This window comes from Legionella sainthelensi, assembly GCF_900637685.1.
GTDB lineage: Bacteria > Pseudomonadota > Gammaproteobacteria > Legionellales > Legionellaceae > Legionella > Legionella sainthelensi.
In genome coordinates this window covers 3,000,806-3,022,068 of sequence record NZ_LR134388.1, presented here as the reverse complement: position 1 = coordinate 3,022,068, position 21,263 = coordinate 3,000,806, and the positions used below count along the sequence as shown (strand labels likewise).

Below are 21,263 nucleotides of genomic sequence, written 5' to 3'. Positions count from 1 at the left end.
CAACAAAACAGAGGAAAATCAAAACAGGTCAAGATAATTGAAGCATATTTTGAGGCTCCTCTTTTTGAATACGCGCAATTTTTTTATTCTCGAAAAAGGTATTGCTCAAGAAATCGTAACCCGATTTTGTAATCGTACTTCCTAATAAACTGGTGCCTATAGCAGTACCTATAGTTAGAGACGCTTCAATGAAACTCATCGGTGTTGTTAATAAATTAATACCCAGGGTAACCCCAGTAGTTATATGATTTGAAGTGTCTTTACTTAACCCCAAATGTGTAGTGAGTATATATCCAGCTATAGGCGTTGCAATTGCTGGAAGGGGCGAACTACCTAGTGCAATAAGTAAAAGTGCTCGAATAGCTTGGTTAATCCAATATATAGAGTCAGGGTGATAATGAAGGCTCTGCAAATAATCAGTTACTCCTTCGTTGGCCAAAGTGATTAATACGGATAGCAATAATCCTTGCCTTGCTGCATCGGTAATTAATTTAATGAGTTCAGGAGAAAATAGTTCCGATAGCTGAATCGAGTTCATAACCTCACTGATCGTGCTATTCCACCCAGAATGAGGGAGTATTTGAGTTGTTATTAAATTAGTACTGGAGAATGTTTGGGGGCTATTCATGAAACATTGGTCTGGAGTACAGTACGGTACGTTTGCTTCGGTGTGAGTCTGACTATTAAAAAGCCCATAAAACCATCTGTCTTCTGATTTTTTCTCTTCTTTTTGTTTTTCATTATCCATCATGGTTATCCCTTTTAATGTTGTATCCATGGTAAGACGGAGTGCGAATGATTTTTTTTGTTAAGTTATCTGTGCAGATGATTTGAAAAGTTTCACTAAGTTATTTGCTCGATTTTCCCACAAGATAACCGAGTAAGGCAGCGATTATTGCAGTAATCATTAAAGTGGCCCATTTTCTGTCTTCATCAAAACTTTTTACATCAAAAAATACGGAAATAGAATAGCAAAAAACACCTAAAATCATAGTTAGAACAATAAAGAAAAGAAGGCAATCTTTTATTCGTCTGATTTTGGCATCAGTCGGATGTTCTTTATGAAATGGGATTTGTTCAGACTTAAACTTTTTCTCATTTCCAGAGGAGCTCTTTTTTTGCTCCATGTCCATAGCTAAAACCTTATTGGCAAATTCAAATAATAATCTATGTCTATAGTATCATAACAAATACATTGAAACATAAAGGATGATTCCTGTCTTTGCATATATTTTATCGTCTGAATTAGGTATGATTAGCTCATTTCGAAAAACATGGGGCAATTATGAAAAAATTAGTTCTTCTTTTTATTGTGTTACTTCCATTCAATGTTTTTGCTAATGATGAAGTAAATCCTAATTCTTATTTCAATAATAATTGTGAGAACTTAAAGGATCCCGATGAGAGAAAAGATTGTTTAAATGTTGAAAAAAGAAATGAAGCAGAACAAAATTTTAGAAATTTTGAGCAAGATAACCAAATGCCCTATCAACAAGATTTTTGAAAAAATACAAGGATTGAAAACCAATCTTAATTGAAGTGAGTGTTGTCATTTTTGCTGGATTTCGAATTCTGAAAGCGTAAGGATTGATTATTTAATAATCGGAAAAATTAAAATCTTATTTTTACCCTAAAGCATATTTCTCTAAAGATTTACTGGAAATGATCTATTTATGAACTATATATACATATAGAAGTCATGTTTGTGGATTCAAGGAGGAGTATGATGAAAAAATATATAATCACATCGTCGGCTTTATTGATGACCTTAAGTTTGGTAGGTTGCAATACAATGAATGACGTTAGCCAGTATAGTAATTCAACTGTAGGCGCCGGTGTAAAATATGGAGCTACTGCTGTCGGTACTGGTGTAGGTTACATAGCAGATACTGGTGCATTTATAGGTAATGGTGTTGGCAAAGTAGTGGGAACAGGGGTTGGGTTGGTGTCTGGTCAACCTGCTACATATCAAAATGTTGGCACCTATCACCATAATCAAGTTATTTATCACAACGGACATCGCTATATGCTGAAAAATGGCCATTATGTTCTTGTTCATTAGGGGCTGGTGTCAACAAACCCTAAATATGTTTTAGCCTCTTCTTAAATTAATTTAGATTACTTACTTTAAGAAGAGGTTCTTCCCGAAGTTCTATTCTTCAGTTTGAAGATCTCCATTCAAACGCTTCAAGTCCGTCGACTATGTTTTTTGTCGGTATGAATACCTCTTGCGATTCTATAGGTTTGACAAGATCTTTAGCCACGAGAACGGTATCAGGTGGAGCATGTTTTTGCATATGTCCGGCAATGTCAATAACGCGGTCGCTAAACTCTTCTAAGGGGGTTGATAGATCATAATACACAAAACCTGTATTTATGCCGCAACGAACGTGAAAATCTTGCTTCATCATTTTGGTTGATTTATTAAAATCAGATAGGCTTGACAGAATATCTTTTGCAGCTTCGAAGGCTTGTTCAGTTGTATTAAAACAACTCATCACGCCATCAGGTGTCCAGGCTGCTTTAATATACCCATGCGCCTTAAATTTACATACGATGAAATCATGATATTGATTAAAATCATTCTCAACTACTACTGGATCTTCACCAATTTTCATGTTAGTGGAATCGACCACGTCAATTGCTAAAAAGGAGAGATTTCGTCCTGTCTTTTCAAGTTCTTTTTTAAGTTGGATAAATTCTTTTAATAACATTTGTCTGTTTTTTTCTTTGAGTTTTCCTGGTTTGTCTATGGTTTCTTCCATTTTTTTCACTAGGGTTTGTTGTTCTTTTGTTATTGCTCGATTTTTAAATTCTTTTAAATTGACCCTCATTTTAATTTTTTGGAGCGACAGTATGTAACTTGAAAGAATGGATGAGATGAATAATAAGCCAACTATTGGAATCAGTCTGGAAAGATCCCAATTTGCTATTTGTGTAGGTACATAGTGCTTTATAGTAGTATTGAGTACTTTGTCTGCTTGGATTACAGGTTTTAAATAAGAATATGAAGATAAATTGCTAACATAGGGTGCAACTATCCCTAAAAATATAGTGAGTATTAAGCACCATACCAGGAACTTTAGCCCCCTTAAAATAAAAAGACCCAAGAGATAGACTGCTTTCATTTTTAGGCTTAACTTGTCTTTAATTGATATAATTATAGTTGATTTTTTTCAAAGTAATTTATTTTTCATTAATTTCTGTTGATTATATAAGTACAGAAAGTCATTATGAGAATTTAGTTAATTTAAATTTTTATCCATAAACTAAAGAGCTTGATGATATTTTAATTTTCAATAAGTTCTTATTATTATCTTTATGGAAATAATTGATTCAATATGTTAAGATTTGCATTAGACTAAATAGATTGAACTATTCAAATAATGCCTAATACAGATGCTCGTCGCGTAAGAGAAGATTACTGGTACACCTCTGCACAAATTGTAGATGTGGGATATGCTTGGCAATTAGAAAGCCCAGAACGGCTTTTTTTATATTCCTCCAGAGAGGATTCAGACAGTACCGCTTTTGCAGCATACCATGTCCCGCGCTGGGAAGACTTGCCCAAAAAAATACTTTTGCCTTTAAATCTAAATGGCAATCATTGGACAGCAATTGCTATTCATGTAACTCAAGGGGCTAATCATCAAGTCAACGTGAATCTTGGGTATACTGATTCGTTGAACGCTGATACTAATTTTGCAAATCACTCTCCTTTAATTCGACAAGAAATTGCAAGAATCGAGAGTATTTTTGGTCGCGCATATGGTCCAGGTCAATTGAACATGCGGGCAGCGGTTTATCCATATACGTGGACGCAACCAGATGGTTCATCTTGTGGTCCTTACTCCCTTATCAATGGCGCTCGTTGTCTCGATAATCGAGGGCAAGAAGCTAATCCAGGAAGAAAACTAATTCGCGAGCAACAACTTAACATGATGACTCAAGCAACAGCAATAAGAAGTTGTTCTACCTGCAATGCAGTTGATGAAATATTGTTAGATTGGATTATTGATCATGCTCAAAATGGTGAATCCTTGCGCGTCACAACAGATGATAATGTTCTGGATATTTGCTTTTATTATGCGCATAAACATCATCGTGATCTTTATGAAATGATACAAATATTTAATAATGAATATGGATCTAGTAGTGTAAACTTATCCTTGTCTCCTAACCAAGTAAATGTACGTATCAGAGAAATTATTGGTGAATTAGGAATTCAATCCACTCATTATGCTCAACGCACCATGCAAAAGAATTTTGTTCCTAAAAGGTATGAAGAAGATTATTCAGACTTAAGTATTGAAGAATTGATTGAGATTTATCAATTAAATGAACCAGTGCGACACGCCGCGGCTTTAATTGCGCAAGAAAATATTTCTCAAAAGATAGACAGTATCCGTAAAATTTTATCTGCAAGCATAGAAGATGATGTGTTTGTATTTGAATTAATGCAACAGATCACACTACAAATGTATCGAGGGCACCAAGTTGAAGCTGAAAACTTAATTAATGACATATTAGGTAAGGGACAACATAAAGAGCATCTAGGTACGTGTCTTAGCGCGATTTCTGATATTGTTGGAACGAGAAATTACTCCCAAGAAAATGACGAGAAATTTATATATCTGGCGAGTGCTTATAAATCTTTAGCTGATGGAATGAGTCAGGCTAAAACAGTTGATCTTAAAACACCGAAGAATGTTCTAGATGCGCATGTTTCTTTATTACAGGGAGCTATTGATAGGAATAATGCATCTTTGCTAAGACAAGTTTGTTTTGCTATTAAAGATTTTAGTTCAGCGTTTCTAGAGTTTATCACGGGAGGGGTTTGGCAATCTGATATTAAACGTATCACAGTTATTAGTGAACGATTGAAAACAACTCAAGGAAATATCAGTACCGATCAACTTCAGCAAGAACGAAGCGCGATTGAAACCATTTTAAATGCAAAAGCCAGTTTAGAAAAAGAGTTGGGCGAAGATTTAGCGTTGCAAAGTCCGAGATTAACAATTTCGAATCAATAAGCATAGATAATTTGCAAGATGAAAGTAGTTTGAAAACTAGAAATATCAACGGCCCCAGTAATAAATAACGAAATAATTATAAAAAATCAGCGGATTCAGATTAAACTTTGTTGAGTTTTTAATATTTGCTTAAGAATTGTTCTTTATAATTTAGCGTCCAGCCTGAATATAAACTACAATTGTTTTGGTGAATCTATGTACAATCAAAAAGATGAAAATATTAAAGCCCGAGTCAAAAATGCAGTTGATGTTTCTGGAAGCTTTGATAATTGTTTTTTTCATAATTATGCACTTTATTTATTAACCAACCATCAAGCTCTCCCTAAAGATTTATTTAACTTTAAATCAATTTTGGAAGAGAGTAAGGCAAAAAAACTATTCCGTTATTTTCCTAATCAAAAATCGTTGAATCAAATTTCTTTATTAGACTCCTCTCAAGATCATGCTTCAAATTATCTTTTTGAAAAGACGTTGATTTTGGGGTTATTATTTAGAGAGTGGTTTCCAACTCAATTAATGGAGCATCCCGAATTAGGGAATGAAATGTTAGAGGGAGAGCATGGCGTATTCACTGGTTTCAAAAACTATAAAGAATACAGACAATTTATGTCAAAGGAAGAGTTATATACTTCAGAGTTTAGCGTTTTATACGAAGCGAACCAAGAATTTCTAGAATACTATTATAATCGTTCGCTAGGAAAGATAGATAAAAACTCAGCTTTTGAAGAGTATTTTGCTCACACATCTTCAGATGAAGAGGCAATTAGAAATTATTGGAATATAGAAGGGTATGCTTCTTATTGTAAATACATGGCTCAACCACAGGTGAAATTATCCCACATTGAAATTATGGCAATGATGAAGGTTATAAATCAACCATTGACCATTTATGATCGCAGCACTGCTGCCATTGTGGATGAGTATCGTTTAGACACAACTTCACCTAAGTTTGAAGTGGCGCTTCATGCCTCACAAGGTCATTATTTTCTTTTAAAAACAGATGAGACAAGAGAAGATTTAGAAGAGTATGAACAAAGTCAGCGAGAATATAAAAAAGATCGCAGTGAACTTCTTGCTCGCTCAGAAAAGCCTGTTTCTTCTTTATTGGTTAGAGCTACTTGTCCTAAAGGACATTTAGATGATGAGCCTTTTGATGCATTAATTGAACGCCTTGCTGAATTAGAGAATCTGCGTAAAGTAGAGGATGAGGCGTTAGTGAGTCAAAAATCAACTACTGTAAAACAGAATACCAATCATAACTTCCTTTTAAATCTTGGTTCATCAATCGTTGGAACATCCGCTGCATTAGTTACTCTTGTTGGAATCGCAATATTAACAGGACAATATGATCCAGGACCTAGTTTGGTTGAAGAGGCAGTAGCTACTACTGTTATCTCAAGTGTTGCTGGCTTAGGTTATAGTTTGTATCATTTTTTTGTATCAAATGATCAATCTAACGCCCCAAAAGATCCAGAGCACGAATCCAATTTATCTCAAAAACAAAAGCTGAACTAATTCATGTGAAAGAGACATCAAAGATATGCCAAACGTCTTTGATGTTACTCTTTTATCTTTTTATATTTCGCATCATCTTTCTTTATTTTTTCAGTCAATCTACATCTTAAACCTACTTTAAATATTGCCAGTGTTTGCTTGGCATACGCTATTATTTAAAATGGAATTCTGCATCAATATGATGCATCTTTGATTTTGCAAGTAACATGCTTTAAGGAATAACATTTGTTTCGCGATATTAAAATCATTTTCATGTTTTTGATGTTGAACCCATGTTACTTATTTTTGGAGGATAAACCATGCCAAAACTTCATCATAATTTTGAACTAATAGCAGTAAATAACAAGTTACCGGAGAAAGTTGCTTCTTCTTTATTAAAAGGGATTACTGAAAAAAGGATATTAAAAGATCAGGTTGGTGCTTATTATTTGATTAAAAAACCTGATGAATTGACCGTAAACGATGTGTTTAAAGGATATCTCTCGGAGGAACAATTGCAATATCCTGATTTTGATGCCAAAGAACATATTTTCTCAATTCAGCTTGAAGGGGCATTCCTGGAAATAGTAATCCCTCGTATGGCAAAAAAAATGTTTGAAGGAATTTTAAGTGTTCCTGAAAACTACCTGCATGTAGATAAAGATAAGTCAATTGGAGTTATCTCTAAATTCATCAATAATTTCTCTGAGTTTTTATCGCAAAAAGATGCAGTAAAAATAGAATCTTTGTTTGATCGAGAACATTTACCTAAACGTAAAGATTTATCTCTTACTCCCGAAGAAGCCATGATCATTGGCCAATTATATGCGGTGGCCTTAGTGTTTAATTTGTGGGATCTATTAAACTCTAAACTGCTTAATTCAGGTTATTGCCTCAGAGAGGGTGTAAAACAAGCCGCAATCGTTGATTTTGGTTGTGGTGCCACTCTTAGTTACAAAGGAAGACATGCTGACACTCTTGCTATGGATGATCCTAATTTTTCACCTGCTAAAAAAATTGATTATTCATTTTTTGGACAAAATTATCGTGATCATTACCGTCATGGCCATGCGTTACCCTTTGATCAATTAGTTGCCCCTCTTTTACCGCATACGATAATTTCTGATTTATTTAACATGTCAGAAAAAGATACTATTAGCCAAGCGATGCTCGAAGGATTTTGTCAGGCAATCACTACTGCTGAGAAAAATATGGCCCAAAATCCTGATTTATTGGAGGAAGGGTTAACAGAGTCTTATAGTGCAATCACTTTAGATTCCTCCATACAAGCAGACGAATTGCAATCTCATTTAAATACGGAGTTTTATAGCATATATCCCAAAAAAGATTCCCACTCTCTAATTTATTTGCTTCAACAACGCCTTAATAGCGCTAAAATGTTAATTACCCAATTCCAAGCAGGGATATCAGCAACTTCGATTCAAGAGGAAATACGGGATTATTATTATCATTCCCAATATATAGGTAAAATTTAATCATTTCGTTCAATAGCAATCTTTTGATTTTTGTATGCTTCTTTTTAAAATAGCTAACCTTTTAATTCAAAGGAGTAGGGTAATGGGTTTTAAATTTAATTTAGGATGTGTATTTCTAATCAGTGTGCCATCACTTTTATTTGCTGATGATACGTTAATTTTTGCTATTGATATTATTCGTCATGGTGATAGGACACCAATTATTTCTATACCTACTGTTAACTATCAATGGAAAGAGGGAATTGGTCAATTAACTGCAGAGGGAATGCGGCAAGAATATAATATGGGTAAAGAGTTTCGTAAAAAGTATGTTGAACAATCCCATCTATTACCAGAACACTATGAATATGGAACGATGTATGTTCGTTCTACTGCATATGACCGGACTCTGATGAGCGCAGAGTCCCTGTTAATGGGATTATATCCTCTGGGAACAGGCCCAAAGGTAGAAAACGCTGCACCTGCTTTACCCCAGGGTTTTCAGCCCATCCCTATTTTCAGTGCGCCAGCCAAATATGATGAAATCATTGTTCAGCAAGTAAGTTCTGAAGAGCGTACAAAACTCTTGGAACAATATGTTTATTCAACAAAAGAATGGCAACAAAAGAATAATGAGTTAAAAGATAAATATCCTCTTTGGAGTCGTCTAACAGGTATCCCAATCAACAATTTAGCTGAATTGCAATTATTGGGTGATTCCTTATATGTCCATCAAACTCATAATATACCCCTGCCAGAAGGGCTTACTGCCAATGATGCCGAAACAATTATCAATGCGAGTAACTGGGCTTTTATGGCTCAAGAAAGACCAAAGGAAGTAGCACATGCTTATAGTGCTAAACTCATGAAAAATATTGCGAATTATCTTTATAGTGGAAGTCAAAATAAATCCAGCTTGAAGTATGTTTTATTATCTGCTCATGATACTACTATTGCGAGTGCTCTGAGTTTTATGGGAGCTCCTTTAGAAACGGCACCTCCCTATGCTTCAAATCTCAATTTCTCACTCTACGAAAGTGACTCTGTTGGTTATAAAGTAAAAGTCACTTATAATAATAGCCCAGTTTTGATTCCTGCTTGTGGTGGTTATGTATGTGAGTTGCAACAATTTATGAAATTAATGAATTTCAGTCAAAATAAATCATAACTGTCGCTGCAAATAGGGCATTGTGTCGAATATTTAGATTTTCCAATCTCCGTGAAAGCGGAGGATCTAGTAAAGTGGTACTGCAAGCTCACGTTTTTTGTGGTTTGTTCTTTTCTAGACCTTCTGCTTTCACGCAAGGTACCATTCGTTCGAATGTATTTATAAGTATCTTTCTTTGAGATGAGTCAAATAATAGTGTGGGCTCAACTCCTCACCTGTTGCCTGACGTAATAGCTCTTGGTATGAATATAATCTACCTTTTTGGTGAATATTTTCTCTAAGCCAGCCTAGCAAAGGCTTAAAATTACCTTCCTGTATCTGATCTTTAATATTGGGGATTGATTTCTTTAATGCAGCAAACAATTGTGCAGCGATTAATGCACCAAATGTATAGGCAGGAAAATAGCCAAAAATTCCTGATGGCCAATGAACATCTTGCATTACTCCATTTTTATCATCACCTAGAGTTGATACGCCTAAATATTTTTGCATATAGGAATCCCACACTGAGGGCAAATCATCAATCGTGATTTCAGAAGCAAAGAGTAATTGTTCTATTTCATAGCGAATAATTACATGTAAAGGATAGGTCACTTCATCGGCATCGACACGAATAAGTCCGGGTTTAACTTGTGTATAATGATAGAACAGATTTTCTGTAGTTATATTTTCGGCCTCAGGAAAATATTTTTGTGCAAGTGGGCTTATGAAATGGATGAATGATAAACTTCGACAGATTTGCATTTCGATAAGCAATGATTGGCTTTCATGTACTGACATTCCCAATGAATGGCCTACAGGCTGCGTGCTCCATTCTTGTAACAATCCCTGTTCGTATAAGGCATGACCAGTTTCATGAGTAATTGCCATTAGAGAGGATAAGAAATCATGTTCGTTATACCGAGTGGTGATGCGGACATCACTTGAAATACCGCCACAGAATGGGTGGTGGCTGATGTCTAAACGACCATGATTAAAATCAAATCCCAAATGAGCCATGATCTCCATTCCAAATTGCTTTTGCTGTTCAACGGGGAAATGACCTGCGATTGGCTTTATTTCACGTTGGGCTTGCTTTTCGAGAATCTTGGAAAGAAGTGCAGGTACTTCTTGTTTGAGAGAATTAAAAATAGGCGCGATCGCTTTACAGTCTAAATCAGGCGAATATTCATCAATTAAAATATCTAAAGGTGATTTATTAAATACTTGAGATTTGATATCAGAAATGGTTTTTACCTTTTTAAATAGTTTTTCTAAGTAAGGTTTAAATGCCTGCCAATCATTTTTTACGCGTAATTCTCGCCATGCTTGGGCGCAAATTAAAGATTCATTAGTATATTCTTCGACTAATTTTGCAGGAATGCAGGTTGATTGCTGGTATTTTTTTCTATCCAATACAAATTCCTTTGCTGCCAAAGTGACAATCCATTTAAATCTTTCGCTTGTTTGATTAACTCGGCTACTTTTTTGTTTGTTAACCAACCATGTTGCACTGTACTTAAAGTAGCTAAAGCTTCAGCACGCGCTTGTCCTCCACCGGTTGGCATCATTGCTGCTTCATCCCAGGAAACAATAGCGGCTAGATTTTCAAAATCATAATACTTTTTTAGATGTTGTTCTAATTGTTGATATGCGTTCATTAATAGCTTTCTCCCTTGGATACTGAAAACACCCAAATAATTTATTCAATTAGCCGAACAATTAACACACTAAGTTACTTGATCGTGTTTCTTCTGTTGGTGCTTCAAACTGTACCACACGTTGATGAAATTTCATCACTGTTGAGCGATGTGCAATACTGATTACAGTAGTTTTGGGTAGTTTTTCTTTTAAAAGGCTATAAAGTTGATCCTCACTTTCTTCATCCAATGATGCAGTAGCTTCGTCTAAAAAAAGCCAATCTGGTTTCTTTAATAAAGCTCTCGCAAAAGAAATTCGTTGTTGTTGACCAAGAGATAATCTCTTTGACCAGGTATCTTTTTTATCTAATTCGGGAACAAACCGATCCATTTTTCCACCAACAGCAAGTAAAGCTGCTTTATATTCCTCTTCAGTATAAGTGTTAGCTGGATCAGGATAGGCAAGTATGGCTTTTAATGAGTCATATGGAATTAATGGTTTTTGAGGTAGGAAATACGTTTTTTGCTGTTGAGGGATACTAATTTCTCCTTCACCATGCTTCCAGGTATTACGAATTGCTTTGAAAAAGGTGCTTTTCCCAAAACCTGAAGGTGCTTTGATTAAGGTGTTTTCTCCTAGTTTAAACTCTAAATTTAAATGACGCATAATATAGCCAGGATTGGCGTGACGTGGATAGGCGATATTTAAATTTTTTATGATTAATGCATTGGATTGAGCGTTATGGATACGAATATCTTTTTGGCTTACTTTGCTGCTTTCACTATCGAGTTCCTCCTCAAGTTCGATAATTCGCTCGATACTCGTTTGATATTTTTTTAGGGAAGTATAGGAGTCAACGAACCAATTTAAGGCTTTGCTGACTTCACTAAACGCAACCCCAACTTGCATAATTTGATTAAAATTGATTAAACCCGTGAAATAGGCAGGAGCAGTAAAAAAATAGGGTAATATCTCGGCAATATAATTGTAGCTCGTTTGAAAAGCGGAAACCTTGAGTTTAACCCAAAGTTTTTGAAATGCATTTTGAGAGATTTGCTCTAAATCGTTTACTAATCTTTTTTGGTGATATTGTTCCCCAGCTTCAAGAGCTATATTTTCAGACTCATTATGAACAAACTCCAAGTCCTTTCTGAATTTTGCTTCTAAACGCTCTTCTTTTTGATTCATTGTTGCTAATGACTTGCCCAGCATATGAGTGATTACGCTATTGACTAATGCAACAAATAACGATGTCCATACTAAATATCCAGGGATAACAATGGTAGCGCCAAATACCACTATGGGTAGAGAGCTCCCTAGTATCCAAAGGGTGCCAATAAAAGCAATTAAAGTTAATGAAGACCTAAGAAAATCAGTACTTAATGAAAGTGTGCGGTCCACAAAGTTATCAATATTATCCTGAATGCGTTGATCTGGATTATCGATATGCGATGAAACACGAGCTAAATCTAAATAAGTTTTCTTACCAAATAGATATTTGTTAATGAATTTTGTTGTTAACCAAGACCTCCATTGAATAGCTAATGTTGTGGTCAAATAATCCATTAAGGTACCCACTCCAACAATAGCTGCGCTCGTTAAAGCGATTATGCCGCTATAAAATAAAAATCCCGTGAGTTCTTTTGCTGTAAGCGCAGCCCAAAATCCTAAAAATCCCCAGGGGAGGCTGGCGGCAAGCCCAACAAGCGTAATGATGCAGAGCATCATGCCTCCAAGCAAAAGCCAGGCGGTTAGTTTTTGATCGGATCGAATAAAATAATCACTAAACAATTGAAATGCTTTTTTAAGATAAGATGTTTTTTTTGATTTTTTTTTCATTGTATTGTTTTTATAATGAATTATTTGGGCAAAATATATTATTTATTCCTCTTACTATCATACTTTTTTGATTTTCGAAAGCAATAAAAAAAACAAAATTTGTCTATTTGCTCTACCAAATTTTGTAAGTTAATTGTAAACTTGCCCCTGAAAAAAACATTTTACTAATTAAATGCCCTTTTTTCATATTTGGAATTTTGTTTTATGTGTTAGTTTAACTTTAAGGAGATTTTGTATGCGCGAGCGTATAGAGGTTAATTCAGAAGAAAATTTGGAAAAAAATACTGAAGAAACTGTAGAACAAAAAGTGGAGCAAAGCTCTGAAGAAGCCAAAGAGAACCTTTCTCAAAGCACAGAATCTGTAAGCTCAGAATCTACAGAAGAAAAAAACGCAGCTTCTGAACAAACCGAGCAGCCAAAAACACAAGCAAGAAATGCAAATAGCTTTTTTGGCCGCAGACTTTACCTCCCATGCCCAGAAGGTGCAACAGATCATCTACATATCATAGGCTTAGGTGATGATGGATTAGTTATGGGTATTGTCCATGGTGATGAGCGTGTTCTGGCAATGCTTGCGCTAAAAACAATGATGGAAGTTCTGAGTGCTGCAAACGAAGAAGAAAACGAAAACGAAGAAGAAAACAGCAATTCGTTCAGCATGTAATTAGAATTCCACGGTCTAATACTAAGGCTGTGGAGTTTCCCTCGATTAAGTCTATACTCATATCATTACAAAGCAAGGGATGCTGCTATTTAAAATGTTTAAAAAACTTTTTTTTATTTATCCATTAATTGTCTTATTGCTTGTTGGCAAAGTAAGCTTTGCTGATGGTGTCTCGGAAGTTGACATCAATAAATTGACCCAGATTGATAAAAGTGGGGAAAAAGTAAGCTTCTCTCAGTTACCAAGTCCTTTTAACGTTTTATTGACGCAACCTCTAATGACGAAAGCCATCGAAAAATATTATGATCGCACAGCAATTATAAAAACGATCGAGGCACATTTAGAACAAGCGAGTAATATTTATCATCGCTCCATTATTATGTTGGTGGATAGGAATAAAGAACGGAATAACCCAGAGATTGCACAGACAAAAAATGAAGCTATAGTTGCTGAGTTAGCATTTATTACCATCAATTTCGATCAGCTGCCAAAAAAACTTGTAAATGATGTATTACATACTAATATTCCTTTTGGTAAGTTATTGACTCAGTATCAAGTACAGGTACTGACTCAAGATCGAAATTATTTTAAAGTACGCTGTAGTGACACTTTAACAACATTAATTTCTTGTCCTCTAAATCACCCTGTTTATGGTAGAACAAATACCATTATTAGAGCAGATAACAAAAAATGGCTTGCACATGTTATAGAGATTTTGCCTAATCCAGTGCAAGAGCAGGCGGTGCGCAATTAATTGAATCACAACTAAATTATTCATACTCTTCTGAGTATATAATGGATGTTTGTGATACTATCTCCATTTTAGAGCGACTTCAGTTAGTAATTCACATTGATTTTGATAGGCTTGTTTTAATGGCAAAACTAAAAATCATTGCTTGGAATTCATTATTTAAAATACGGCGTTATTGACAAGTTGAATCTCAGTGTCTAGGTTGTCGTGCTTTATGCGGCCTCCAGCTTTGTAAGAACTTCATATTGGTGCAAGTAGATTCACACGGTACTGCTTCCATAAGGCATAGGACGTAGGGAGCCACAATGAGTTGTCAACAACCCCTGGAAAAAGGGAGTTTTTTATGTGGAATGAAAAAGTAACAAAACCATTCCTGATTTTTTATCTAAGTTTCTTGTTCATAGCTACTTTTTTCTTAACTCCTACGATCACTAGCTTTTACTATTATGCTTGGGGGAAACATTTAGCTTGGTCCTATTTTGATGGTCCTCCTATGATTGCTTATTTGTTCTATATTTCTAACGCAATTTTTGGTAATACATTTTTTTCGGTCAATGTTGTTGGTTTAGTTTGTTTGTTTGTAAGTGCTTATTATCTATATAAAATAGGTTGCCTCTTACTTGATAAGCAGGTGGGATTAATTGGTGCGTTGATTTGGCTTATTTTACCGACTACTACTGAAAGTATTTTTGTTCGTGTCTTATATGATGCCCCCTTAAACTTGTTCACTATTCTCTCTTTTTATTATTTTGCACGCTATATTTCATTAAAACGTACTTTAGATCTTTATCTTAGTGCGATTTTTACAGGCGCAATGATTTTATCGAAATATACTGCTGTTGTGAGTATTATTGGATTGTTTGTCTATGTTTTGTTTTCTAAAAACAGGCAATTATTTAAAAGTATGCATTTTTATTTGGCAAGCATGATTATTTTTATAATGGCATTGCCAGTAATTTATTGGAATGCGAGTCACCAGTGGATTTCTATTACTTATTTATTAAATTTTCACAGCCATGGCCAAAGCAATACTTCAGTAATTCATTATTTCTTAGAATTATTATTTGTATTACTTATTAATTTTTCAGTTTTTTTATTTTTGGCTGTATTTGGATGGTTTAAATATCAGAGGAATAAATCGACGGAGAGTAACAACGTTTTAGAATTGACTTATACGGTCTTGTTTGTTGACCTTGCCTTTTGGTTAGGGGTAGCATTGTTAGGAGGGGATGCACGCGCGATATATTTGACTCCTCTCGGGATGAATCTTGCGCTAATTGCTGCTTATCATATTTCTCAATTCCAATATCGGCGTATTTTTACAATCATTTATTCTTTCTTTTTGCTTTTTAGTATCATTCTGATTCTTGTAAACTCTTGGCCTATAGCAAGCTATTTAAAAAAAGGAAGGACTTATTCCATATTGCAAAAAGCGTTATCTCAACCTGAAATTATTAAACATGAGCAACCTATTGTGAGTAGTTATTTTTCAAATGCTGCCGCATTAAGTTTTTTTAGACCCAATGCTTCTGTTTATGCAATACCTTGTGGCGATATCAATCAATACCAATATTGGGGGGCTGAATTTTTGAGTGATTTATCTCAAGGGAAAATTGATAAAATATCTTATGTTGACTTTTGGGATAGTAAACGTTGTGCAGAACGCTTTTTTAATAAATGTCAAGCAGTAGCAACATTGTCTCATCATAAAATGATTCCTATAGTCCACAAATTAACCAAGCCTGTTTATTTGTTTGTGTATGAATGTTCTTCGCCACGCAAGCAAGTTTAATACAGAGTTTGATCATTTCAGTATCGCTTATTACCTGCTCTTTTTTTTACTTTGTATTCTGAAATAGGGATAGAACTAATAATGTTTAAATACTTCTGTTGCACTGCTTATTTTATAACGTAATAATAGCTCGGGTTTTGTTACAAACAGGAAATGTTTGTATTTTTATTTCTTAATTCTTAAGGGAAACAAATGAAAGGAAAATCATTTATCGGATTGATGGTTATTGCGCTCTCTTTAACAAATGCTGCTTATGCTGATTTTACTTTTTACTCCAGTACCAGTGATTGTAAAAATGTTTCTGGTGATTGGAAGGGATCAGGCACCGCTTCTCATTGGTTGATAGAGTGTGCTTATCAAGGATCGGGAACAATAAGTGGGTTAGACCGCGAGGGTGGTTTTAAACTCGATGTGGAAGCGCATAAACTTTCGGGTTCAAGTTTATGTCCCCAACATACAAAACATTCATTGACTGGGGCATGTGTTAACGGCGTAGTTATAGTAAAGACAGAGTATGGTAATTTATCAGGCTATTTCTCAACAGACTCCGGTAATTCAAATGGTACTCTAACAGTTGCACCTGGTATCGATGTAGATGTTGCAATTCAATTTCAACGCCATGGTAAATGATCATGAGATATAACCTGGGCGCAAAGTGGCCCCAGGTTTTTATGTTTCGTTGCTCATAAAATACTGACTAATTAAGCGACCTCTTTAAAGCAACTATATGCTTATATGCCTCGTTGATTCTTTCTTGACTTATCTCTCCTGAATTAACTTTAGCTTCGATGAGGTCAATAACTTGCGTGGGATCTTGTGATGGCGCAGGTAAGTTATTACCAAATATTAACATGTCTGCACCAGCGTTTATTGCTAATACTAATGCCTGTTCAAGCCCATAATTATCACTAATTGCTTTCATTTGCATGTCGTCAGTAATAATAACCCCTTTAAAATGAAGTTGCTTGCGTAAAAGATCCGTTAAAATTTTATGAGATAAAGTTGCGGGTAATCCAGAAGGATCCAATTGACGATTTACAAGATGTGCTGTCATTATCATACCGCAAGAGGCCGAGGAGCTCAGTAATTGCTGAAAAGGTTCCAATTCATAGGCTTGCCATGTATCGGTTACATCCACAAATCCCAGGTGTGAATCTTTAGTTGAACTCCCATGACCTGGGAAGTGTTTATAAGCGCATTGAATTTTTTGATTTAAGAAATGTTGTGTATAAATGCTGGCATAACGAATGACCTGTTTGGGATCACTAGAAAAACTTCTCTCTTTTTTGCCAATGATAGGATTGTCTGGATTGACGTTCACATCAAGCTCGGGAGCAAAATTTAAATTAAAACCTGTATTTTTTAACGTTTGACTCATTATTTCAGCAGTAAATTCCGCTTCATTAGGCGGTTTTTTTCCTATTTCAGCTGCTGATAAAATGGGAGGAAATCCGTATTGTTCTCCTAATCGATTTACCTTCCCTCCTTCATAATCTACGGAAATGAGTAGTGGTAATTGGGGGCGATGATGTTTTAAATTAGCTTTTTGAGTAAAATATTGCAAATTACTATTCAGTTGCTGAACTTGTTGTGGGCTTTCAATATTTTTGTCAAAATTCTTGGCGTGATAATTATAATCAAATAAAATAACCCCACCAATGTTATCTTTTTCAATGGTTTTTACTATAGGGGATTGAGAATTGACTTCTTTTCCTTCAAAACCAATAAGAAGCATTTGGCCAATTTTATCACGTAGACTTATTTCAGATGTAGGACAAGCAATACAACTAATAGAAATACCTAAACACAGTAATAGTGAGATTATAAAGTTCATATGTGGCCTGTATGTTGCCTAAATGGATTAAATTTTATCATTTGATGTCGTTTGGTGCAATGTGGTGCTTTTTCTTATGAAGTCGACTGAAGTGCACCCTGTTGTATAGGGCTACCAAACCTTTTTATTTGTTTATGCAATATTTGCTCTAATTGCGGCGATTATTTTTCGTGTTTCTCTCAGACTAATTGATTCGACTGTTTTATTGAGTTTGCAGTATTTGTTTATGTAAATAATTGTGCTTTTATTGCGTTAATGTACATCATATCAATAACTTCTATAATTAGAGAAGCAGGTCCTCCCGCCGTAGATGATGTTGGGCCAACACATTCGGCATAAAAATGAACTGAACTTTTTGCTGCCAGAAAAGGATCTTTAATGACACTATGAAATGAGCCTATAATTCCTGAAAGTAAATTTCCTATTCCTGCCACTTTCTGTACAAGATCAGAGTCAAAATTAAATTGAGTCATTTGATGTGAATCAACGACGATATGTCTTTTCCCACTGACGACTATCGTCATATTATATTTTTTTGATAGGGATTTTGTATGTTCTATTATAATTTTCTCGTCGATAAAATGCTTGTTATCTTGAATTGCAAGTTCTCCTGTAAGAATGCTTGCAATTTCATTGGGGTAGCCACGGAGAATAGAAATACGGTGATTTTTAATCAGATTAATTATCGCATCTGTTCTGTATCGGCTTGCGCCTGCACCTACAGGATCTAAGATAATGGGCACATTGAATTTTTTTGACATGTGGCAGATATGATTACATAGTTTGATAAAGGAATCGTCTAATTTTCCTACATTGATCACTACTGATCCTGTAATTTTCAGTAATTCTTCAAGTTCTTGCTCTGCATTGCACATTATGGGGAACCCACCAATACTGCGTATGCCACTTGCAACATATCCCATGGGAAAATAATTAGTGATTGTTAATATAAATGGCTTTTGTTGTCTAATTTTTCTTAGCGCTTCATTCACTTCGGGGGTCATAAAAATTCCATTTTAAATTGTTTTAATTAAAATGACTGCACAGTAGAGGTTTGCAGAAATGCCTTGCCTGATGGGGGCAAGGCTATGTAAGTTAGTATCAATAACAGCGCAATTGCCCCCACCCATTTCGCCAGCATCCTGGATGATATGGGGCTGGTGTCGAATTGGGGCCGGGATGGTTGAGAACGCATCCACCATAACCGTTTCTATGCCAGCCATGTCCACAGCCTTGAGCTGCGTCGGCAACTGATGTGTAACTTACAGCAAAGAGTAAAGAGCCAACAATAATACCTGAGCGTAATACTTTTGAAATGCAAGAATAAGTATTCATTACATCCTCCTTGGTTTTGCTTTTTTTCTCTCAATTTAAGTATAGATTTTATTTTTTGAATTGAATTATTTTTTAGCAAAAAAAATTGGATACAACTTATTGTTAAATCTTCAAAATTGGGGGGGAAAATAAAATCGGCTTTTTAAATATAAAAATGTGCGCTCTATAAGTGCTATTCTTTATCCAATAAAGTCAAGTCGTGTTGACAATTTAATTAAACGAGTATGGGTGCATAAAAATAACCTGATTCCTGAATTTACAGCTAAGTACACTGTACATATCTTGGTTTATTATGAGGTTCATGAATCCTATATAGAAGCTGCTCCACGGGAAAAGCGATTCCAAAATTGGTGGAGGCAGAGTAGTTTAAATTTGATTGAGAAGCTAAATCCAAAATGGCGCGTACAATACGAAGAAATTTGTAACTGATTCACGTAGGGAGTGAGTATGGGTTGTCGACACGCCCTAATTGGAGGACTGCCGAACCCACCTTTTTAAGCTGGGAAAATTCAACTAAGACGGTCGGTTTATGACCGCTGCAGTCATTCTCGAAACACAAGTTTGTTTGCCTTCCTCGTTAAAAATCTGAATTTGCCAAACCTGAGTGGAACGACCAAGATGAATTGGAGAAGTGATAGCCGTTACTAATCCTTCTTTAACTGAATGAAGATGGTTGGCATTAATTTCCAAACCAACACAAAAAAATAGCTTTAAATCAATCACTGAATTTGCAGCCGTGCTTGCTACGGTTTCTGCTAATGCCAAGTTAGCTCCTCCATGAAGAATTCCTATAGGTTGCTTGGTGCGTTCATTGACTGGCATAGTTGCTTTTAAAAAATCATCACCAATTTCTATAAATTGTATATTAAGATATTCAGACATGGTGTTTTTTCCAAATTGATTAAGGTCTTTTAATGAAATTTCTTTAAACCATATAGCCATATTTTTTCTCCTTTTCTATTAAAATTAAGATAAACTTAATTTATTCAAAAACCAAATAATAAATTTTTATGACGAATCATATATGCATGCGCTGTTATGTTTCTGGAAAAGTCCAAGGAGTATGGTACAGAGCCTCTGCCCAATCGGAGGCAAGAAAGTTAGGTATTAGTGGTTGGGCACGAAATCTTGATGATGGACGTGTTGAGGTTTTTGCTTGTGGTACGGTTGAGAGTTTGCAAATGTTTTATGAATGGCTAAAAGAGGGGCCCAAGTATGCTGTTGTGAAAGAATGTACTTATGAAGAGCATATATGGCAAGAGTATAGCGGTTTTGATACGTTTTAGGTACTTTATGTTTATTAATAATTAACTGAGTGATTTGATAAAATGCCCTATTGATTCAACCAACTGAAAAACTTGATTTGGCACAAAAAGTTCTAATTGAGCAAAAACATGGATCATTCCTTTAAATTCTTCTAATTGCACGGCGACACCTAAAGCTTCTATTTTTTTTGCGAAGGCAATCGCTTCATCAAATAAAGGATCATATTCAGCTGCTGCAATGTAGCAAGGTGGTAATAATTCTAAGTTTTTGAAATGAATTGGCGATGCTTGGATCCGATCTTCATCATTTCGAAAATAATTATCGAAATACCATTTAATTTTTTCTCGAGTTAACAAAAATCCTGTTCCATTGCGTTGATATGAGTCATAACTCATCGAGAAATCAACGGAAGGGTAGATTAAGGCTACTCCTTTAATCGCATTATCGCCACGCTCCTTTAATTTATGGCCTACTGAAATTGCCAAATTTCCTCCTGCACTATCACCAACTAAAAATACGTGTTCAGTATTCACTTGATAATCTTTTAATAAGAGCACTCTTTGTTCAAAAACAGCAATACAATCAAGCAGTCCTTCAGGATAAGGGCATTCAGGAGCCAATCTATATCCAACTGAAACAACCACTGAATTGCTGGCAACAGCAATTCGTCGACAAAGAGCATCATGGGTTTGGATACTGCCTGATAAATGTCCACCGCCATGAAAATAAAGAGCCAAGGGTAATTTTTTTTGCGGGGCAGGGTGGTAAATTCGGGTTTCTATTTCATGACTAACGAGCTTAACTTTTTGATTGCTTATTAATGGCACAAATGTTTTGGGTTGTAGCACAAAGACTTCAGCTGTTTTTTCAGCAAGATCACGTACTTCTTCAGGTGTATATGTGAATGATTTTGTATTTACTAAATCTAAAAAATTTTGTAAGGAACGTGGAATATCATTATGCGACATCTTTATGCTCCAAATAGTAAAAGA

General features: G+C 35.2%; 20 protein-coding genes and 1 pseudogene. 11 read left to right on the top strand and 10 right to left on the bottom strand.

Annotated elements, in window-relative coordinates:
- Positions 1-28: 28 nt before the first annotated feature.
- Complete coding sequence (locus EL220_RS13320; RefSeq protein WP_027271530.1) at positions 29-751, bottom strand: hypothetical protein; 723 nt, start codon at positions 749-751, stop codon at positions 29-31.
- Positions 752-848: 97 nt separating this feature from the next.
- A complete protein-coding gene (locus EL220_RS13315; protein ID WP_027271531.1) occupies positions 849-1,133 on the bottom strand; it encodes a hypothetical protein in 285 nt (94 codons plus the stop codon).
- Between the two features lie 152 nt (positions 1,134-1,285).
- Here EL220_RS13315 and EL220_RS13310 point away from each other — a divergent pair, with 152 nt between their 5' ends.
- Together EL220_RS13310 and EL220_RS13305 are read left to right on the top strand one after the other, a co-directional pair.
- On the top strand, positions 1,286-1,504 hold the full coding sequence (locus tag EL220_RS13310; protein ID WP_027271532.1) for a hypothetical protein: 219 nt from the start codon (positions 1,286-1,288) through the stop codon (positions 1,502-1,504).
- Between the two features lie 288 nt (positions 1,505-1,792).
- Entirely contained in the window at positions 1,793-2,062 is a 270-nt protein-coding gene (locus tag EL220_RS13305) for a hypothetical protein (protein ID WP_232002456.1), read from the top strand.
- Between the two features lie 97 nt (positions 2,063-2,159).
- On the opposite strand, the gene EL220_RS13300 is transcribed toward EL220_RS13305, so the two are convergent.
- Positions 2,160-3,128 carry a hypothetical protein gene (locus EL220_RS13300; protein ID WP_027271534.1) on the bottom strand — a complete coding sequence of 323 codons (969 nt, stop codon included), beginning with the start codon at positions 3,126-3,128 and terminating at the stop codon, positions 2,160-2,162.
- 258 nt (positions 3,129-3,386) lie between these two features.
- Between EL220_RS13300 and EL220_RS13295 the strand changes: the two genes are divergently transcribed.
- The 4 genes from EL220_RS13295 (at position 3,387) to EL220_RS13280 (ending at position 9,170) form a co-directional block, all read left to right on the top strand.
- Complete coding sequence (locus tag EL220_RS13295; protein ID WP_027271535.1) at positions 3,387-5,033, top strand: Ulp1 family isopeptidase; 1,647 nt, start codon at positions 3,387-3,389, stop codon at positions 5,031-5,033.
- A gap of 195 nt (positions 5,034-5,228) precedes the next feature.
- Complete coding sequence (gene ceg23, locus EL220_RS13290) at positions 5,229-6,548, top strand: Dot/Icm T4SS effector Ceg23 (protein WP_027271536.1); 1,320 nt, start codon at positions 5,229-5,231, stop codon at positions 6,546-6,548.
- Between the two features lie 299 nt (positions 6,549-6,847).
- Entirely contained in the window at positions 6,848-8,023 is a 1,176-nt protein-coding gene (locus EL220_RS13285; RefSeq protein ID WP_027271537.1) for a hypothetical protein, read from the top strand.
- Between the two features lie 82 nt (positions 8,024-8,105).
- On the top strand, positions 8,106-9,170 hold the full coding sequence (locus EL220_RS13280; RefSeq protein ID WP_027271538.1) for a histidine phosphatase family protein: 1,065 nt from the start codon (positions 8,106-8,108) through the stop codon (positions 9,168-9,170).
- A 159-nt stretch (positions 9,171-9,329) separates the two neighbouring features.
- Here EL220_RS13280 and EL220_RS13275 read toward each other — a convergent pair.
- Both EL220_RS13275 and EL220_RS13270 read right to left on the bottom strand, forming a co-directional pair.
- A pseudogene (locus EL220_RS13275) lies at positions 9,330-10,810 on the bottom strand (carboxypeptidase M32).
- Between the two features lie 61 nt (positions 10,811-10,871).
- A complete protein-coding gene (locus EL220_RS13270; protein ID WP_027271540.1) occupies positions 10,872-12,629 on the bottom strand; it encodes an ABC transporter ATP-binding protein/permease in 1,758 nt (585 codons plus the stop codon).
- Positions 12,630-12,864: 235 nt separating this feature from the next.
- On the opposite strand from EL220_RS13270, the gene EL220_RS13265 reads away from it, so the two are divergent.
- The 4 genes from EL220_RS13265 to EL220_RS13250 all read left to right on the top strand — a co-directional run bounded on the left by EL220_RS13265 (position 12,865) and on the right by EL220_RS13250 (position 16,466).
- A complete protein-coding gene (locus tag EL220_RS13265; protein WP_027271541.1) occupies positions 12,865-13,293 on the top strand; it encodes a hypothetical protein in 429 nt (142 codons plus the stop codon).
- Positions 13,294-13,387: 94 nt separating this feature from the next.
- On the top strand, positions 13,388-14,047 hold the full coding sequence (locus tag EL220_RS13260; RefSeq protein ID WP_232002455.1) for a hypothetical protein: 660 nt from the start codon (positions 13,388-13,390) through the stop codon (positions 14,045-14,047).
- A gap of 340 nt (positions 14,048-14,387) precedes the next feature.
- The gene (locus EL220_RS13255) at positions 14,388-15,836 is read left to right on the top strand and encodes a glycosyltransferase family 39 protein (protein ID WP_027271543.1); all 1,449 of its coding nucleotides are present in this window, start codon (positions 14,388-14,390) and stop codon (positions 15,834-15,836) included.
- A gap of 192 nt (positions 15,837-16,028) precedes the next feature.
- Positions 16,029-16,466, top strand: a complete 438-nt coding sequence (locus tag EL220_RS13250) for a DnaJ-like protein C-terminal domain-containing protein (RefSeq protein ID WP_027271544.1) — start codon at positions 16,029-16,031, stop codon at positions 16,464-16,466.
- Positions 16,467-16,533: 67 nt separating this feature from the next.
- On the opposite strand, the gene EL220_RS13245 is transcribed toward EL220_RS13250, so the two are convergent.
- The 4 genes from EL220_RS13245 to EL220_RS13225 all read right to left on the bottom strand — a co-directional run bounded on the left by EL220_RS13245 (position 16,534) and on the right by EL220_RS13225 (position 19,947).
- Positions 16,534-17,670 carry a glycoside hydrolase family 3 protein gene (locus EL220_RS13245; RefSeq protein WP_027271545.1) on the bottom strand — a complete coding sequence of 379 codons (1,137 nt, stop codon included), beginning with the start codon at positions 17,668-17,670 and terminating at the stop codon, positions 16,534-16,536.
- A gap of 224 nt (positions 17,671-17,894) precedes the next feature.
- Complete coding sequence (gene thiM / locus EL220_RS13240; protein WP_027271546.1) at positions 17,895-18,674, bottom strand: hydroxyethylthiazole kinase; 780 nt, start codon at positions 18,672-18,674, stop codon at positions 17,895-17,897.
- A 97-nt stretch (positions 18,675-18,771) separates the two neighbouring features.
- On the bottom strand, positions 18,772-19,005 hold the full coding sequence (locus tag EL220_RS13235; RefSeq protein ID WP_027271547.1) for a GCG_CRPN prefix-to-repeats domain-containing protein: 234 nt from the start codon (positions 19,003-19,005) through the stop codon (positions 18,772-18,774).
- Positions 19,006-19,518: 513 nt separating this feature from the next.
- Positions 19,519-19,947 (bottom strand): hotdog fold thioesterase, encoded by a 429-nt coding sequence (locus EL220_RS13225; protein WP_027271549.1) that lies wholly within the window; start codon positions 19,945-19,947, stop codon positions 19,519-19,521.
- 68 nt (positions 19,948-20,015) lie between these two features.
- Here EL220_RS13225 and EL220_RS13220 point away from each other — a divergent pair, with 68 nt between their 5' ends.
- Positions 20,016-20,291, top strand: a complete 276-nt coding sequence (locus EL220_RS13220; RefSeq protein WP_027271550.1) for an acylphosphatase — start codon at positions 20,016-20,018, stop codon at positions 20,289-20,291.
- A 21-nt stretch (positions 20,292-20,312) separates the two neighbouring features.
- On the opposite strand, the gene EL220_RS13215 is transcribed toward EL220_RS13220, so the two are convergent.
- Positions 20,313-21,239 carry an alpha/beta hydrolase gene (locus tag EL220_RS13215; protein ID WP_027271551.1) on the bottom strand — a complete coding sequence of 309 codons (927 nt, stop codon included), beginning with the start codon at positions 21,237-21,239 and terminating at the stop codon, positions 20,313-20,315.
- Between the last annotated feature and the right edge of the window lie 24 nt (positions 21,240-21,263).

Bases quoted from the DNA above. Each gene is read 5' to 3' on its own strand.
- EL220_RS13260 (WP_232002455.1), top strand. From the start codon at position 13,388: ATGTTTAAAAAACTTTTTTTTATTTATCCATTAATTGTCTTATTGCTT.
- EL220_RS13245 (WP_027271545.1), bottom strand. From the start codon at position 17,670: ATGAACTTTATAATCTCACTATTACTGTGTTTAGGTATTTCTATTAGT.
- EL220_RS13320 (WP_027271530.1), bottom strand. From the start codon at position 751: ATGATGGATAATGAAAAACAAAAAGAAGAGAAAAAATCAGAAGACAGA.
- EL220_RS13280 (WP_027271538.1), top strand. From the start codon at position 8,106: ATGGGTTTTAAATTTAATTTAGGATGTGTATTTCTAATCAGTGTGCCA.
- EL220_RS13270 (WP_027271540.1), bottom strand. From the start codon at position 12,629: ATGAAAAAAAAATCAAAAAAAACATCTTATCTTAAAAAAGCATTTCAA.
- EL220_RS13250 (WP_027271544.1), top strand. From the start codon at position 16,029: ATGAAAGGAAAATCATTTATCGGATTGATGGTTATTGCGCTCTCTTTA.
- EL220_RS13265 (WP_027271541.1), top strand. From the start codon at position 12,865: ATGCGCGAGCGTATAGAGGTTAATTCAGAAGAAAATTTGGAAAAAAAT.
- thiM (WP_027271546.1), bottom strand. From the start codon at position 18,674: ATGACCCCCGAAGTGAATGAAGCGCTAAGAAAAATTAGACAACAAAAG.
- EL220_RS13235 (WP_027271547.1), bottom strand. From the start codon at position 19,005: ATGAATACTTATTCTTGCATTTCAAAAGTATTACGCTCAGGTATTATT.
- EL220_RS13305 (WP_232002456.1), top strand. From the start codon at position 1,793: ATGAATGACGTTAGCCAGTATAGTAATTCAACTGTAGGCGCCGGTGTA.
- EL220_RS13220 (WP_027271550.1), top strand. From the start codon at position 20,016: ATGACGAATCATATATGCATGCGCTGTTATGTTTCTGGAAAAGTCCAA.
- EL220_RS13225 (WP_027271549.1), bottom strand. From the start codon at position 19,947: ATGGCTATATGGTTTAAAGAAATTTCATTAAAAGACCTTAATCAATTT.
- EL220_RS13215 (WP_027271551.1), bottom strand. From the start codon at position 21,239: ATGTCGCATAATGATATTCCACGTTCCTTACAAAATTTTTTAGATTTA.
- EL220_RS13310 (WP_027271532.1), top strand. From the start codon at position 1,286: ATGAAAAAATTAGTTCTTCTTTTTATTGTGTTACTTCCATTCAATGTT.
- EL220_RS13295 (WP_027271535.1), top strand. From the start codon at position 3,387: ATGCCTAATACAGATGCTCGTCGCGTAAGAGAAGATTACTGGTACACC.
- ceg23 (WP_027271536.1), top strand. From the start codon at position 5,229: ATGTACAATCAAAAAGATGAAAATATTAAAGCCCGAGTCAAAAATGCA.
- EL220_RS13315 (WP_027271531.1), bottom strand. From the start codon at position 1,133: ATGGACATGGAGCAAAAAAAGAGCTCCTCTGGAAATGAGAAAAAGTTT.
- EL220_RS13285 (WP_027271537.1), top strand. From the start codon at position 6,848: ATGCCAAAACTTCATCATAATTTTGAACTAATAGCAGTAAATAACAAG.
- EL220_RS13300 (WP_027271534.1), bottom strand. From the start codon at position 3,128: ATGAAAGCAGTCTATCTCTTGGGTCTTTTTATTTTAAGGGGGCTAAAG.
- EL220_RS13255 (WP_027271543.1), top strand. From the start codon at position 14,388: ATGTGGAATGAAAAAGTAACAAAACCATTCCTGATTTTTTATCTAAGT.